2 protein-coding genes are annotated in these 2,274 nt (G+C 64.2%); one reads left to right on the top strand and one right to left on the bottom strand.

All coding sequences use genetic code 11. The features are described 5' to 3' along the window. Positions 1 to 145: 145 nt before the first annotated feature. On the bottom strand, positions 146 to 1,495 hold the full coding sequence (gene brnQ, locus ACT6Y9_RS10515; RefSeq protein ID WP_443744496.1) for a branched-chain amino acid transport system II carrier protein: 1,350 nt from the start codon (positions 1,493 to 1,495) through the stop codon (positions 146 to 148). 343 nt (positions 1,496 to 1,838) lie between these two features. Between brnQ and ACT6Y9_RS10510 the strand changes: the two genes are divergently transcribed. Then, positions 1,839 to 2,274: autotransporter outer membrane beta-barrel domain-containing protein (locus tag ACT6Y9_RS10510; protein ID WP_443744495.1), on the top strand; the 436-nt coding region annotated here is incomplete at its 3' end.

Raw genomic sequence — 2,274 nt, 5'->3', positions numbered from 1 at the left:
CAAGCGCCCGCAGGCCTTCGAAGCGCTGCGGGCAAAGAAAGAGGCGGCCTGCGCAGAGAGCCGCCTTTGAAGCGAGGTGTTGAACTCTGGAGGTCAGTTCCTCCAGGCGGCGGATTCACCGCCCGGGAGAACTGGAGCGCTGCGATCAGGCGGCGCGGGCCTTGGGTTCGGCCGCCGCCTTCGCCGGCACCACGGCCTTCCAGATGAGGCCGATCACGAAGCCCACGACGGCGAACGAGATCCAGCCGAGGCCTAAGGTGTGGAGCGGAACGTAGGCCTTGAAGGCGTCGCCGAGAGCGCCGAGCGGGATGCCGGCCGTCTCAAAACCGTTCACGAGCGCCATCACGAAGGTGAAGCCCATCGTCCAGGCGTAGACGCACTGGCGGCCGCCGAAGGCCTTGTGGAGGAAGATGAGCGCGATCAGGGCGACGCAGAGCGGATAGATGAACATCAGCACCGGAATCGTCGAGACGATGATGGTCTTCAGACCGAAGAGGCCGATCAGGTAGGAGATCACCGTGAAGAGCACGACCCAGGTGACGTAGGTGAGCTTGCCCGTGAGTTCGAGGAAGAAGGCCGCGCAGCAGGTGAGCAGGCCCACGGCCGTCGTGACGCAGGCGAGCAGAACGATCGCCGCGAGGAGCATCGCGCCGCCGTTGCCGAAGAAGATCTTGGCGGATTCGGCGAGCACCGGCGCGCCCGTCTCCTGCATGCCGATCGCGGAGACGCTCTCGGCGCCGATCTTGGCGACGAAGATGTAGACGAGGGCGAGGAGCAGACCGGCGATGATGCCGGCCTTCGCAACCAGCGAGAAGATGGTCTTCGGATCCTTGAAGCCGATCTCCTTCACGGAGCCCACGACGAGGGTGGCGAAGACGAGCGAGGCGATGGCGTCGAGGGTGTTGTAGCCGTCAAGCACACCCTGGACCGCGGCGACCACCGGGGTGGCGTAGGCCGCCTGCGCCGGCTGGAAGTCGCCCATCGGGGTGATGAAGGACATCACGATCAGAACGAGCAGCGTCGCGAGAAGCGCCGGGGTGAGGAACTTGCCGATGCGGTCCACGAGCTTCGAGGGCGAGGCGGCGAGCCAGCCGGAGAAGCCGAGGAAGAGGGCAAGGAAGATCGCGAGCGCGAAGGCGGAAGGTTCGGCGCCGAGGAAGGGGCGGACCGCGATCTCATAGGACACCGTGCCCGTACGGGGAATGGCGAAGCAGGGGCCGATCGCCATGTAGCAGACCACCGTGTAGAAGAGCCCGTAGAGCGGATGCACGCGGCTCGCGACTTCGCGCAGGTCGTGGCAGCCCGAATAGCCGACCGCAAGGATGCCGAGAAGCGGCAGGCCGACGCCCGTGATGCAGAAGCCGAGAAGCGCCCACCAGACGTTCTCGCCCGCAGCCTGACCCATGGAGGCCGGGAAAATCAGGTTGCCCGCACCAAAGAAGAGTGCGAACAGCATCGACCCGATGGCGATGTAGCGGTTTCGGTTGAGTTCCATTTTTCGTTCCCGTGTTTGGATCTTGTCGAACGGGTGAGGCCTGAGCCCCCGTTCCCTTATTCGCCGCCTCTATTTCCGAGGGGGTATCGCGGCATCTTAGCCGGTTCTCAGCCAAAAATGTGCTTCTGCAGAAGAATTCCAATGAGATATTTCACGGATTGTACGTAGTTTTCACTATTTTTCAATGCCATCGCCATGCAGAAATCTTTGCGGCGCACGGCTTTTCGCCGTGCAACTTCGATTTTTTCGCAAAGGTCGGAGCGAACTACCACGCCGGGATGCGGGCCGTCCTCGGGCGTCCATACCCGACCTTCTGATTGAGATCAAATGTTCGGGCGGCGCCGTGTTCGGGCGGGAGCCGGCGGGCGCGGGCTGGACGCTCCGCCCGGCGGAAGGCTTCTTCGCCGAGCCCTTCGTCAAGCTCTCCTACCTCACGATCCACGCCAAGGACTACGCGATCGGGACGGGTTCGCTCGGCGTGGACATGGTCTATTCGCTCGAAGCCGAAGCGGGCGCGACGTTCGGCGGTGAATTCACCGCCGCGGGTGCCGCCTCCCGTCCCTACGTCGTCGTCTCGGGCATGAACGCGTTCAACAAGAACGTCACCGCCACGGTCGGCGCGGACACGGCCGACGCGAGCATCGACGGCGCGGGACTGCGCATGGGCGCGGGCCTCTCGGTGGACGTCGCGAAGAACCTCACGACCAACGCCGCCCTCAACTACATGCGGTTGAGAATCCGGTCTACGGTGCGGTGGGCGTCTCCTACCGCTCGTAAGA

The sequence above is a fragment of the Sutterella sp. genome, from assembly GCF_052272535.1.
GTDB lineage: Bacteria > Pseudomonadota > Gammaproteobacteria > Burkholderiales > Burkholderiaceae_F > Sutterella.
The sequence above is the reverse complement of the archived record's forward strand: the minus strand, read 5'-3'. Positions and strand labels throughout refer to the sequence as shown.

What these genes read in the sequence shown, in the direction of transcription:
- brnQ (WP_443744496.1), bottom strand. Translation starts at nt 1,495, where the DNA reads ATGGAACTCAACCGAAACCGCTACATCGCCATCGGGTCGATGCTGTTC.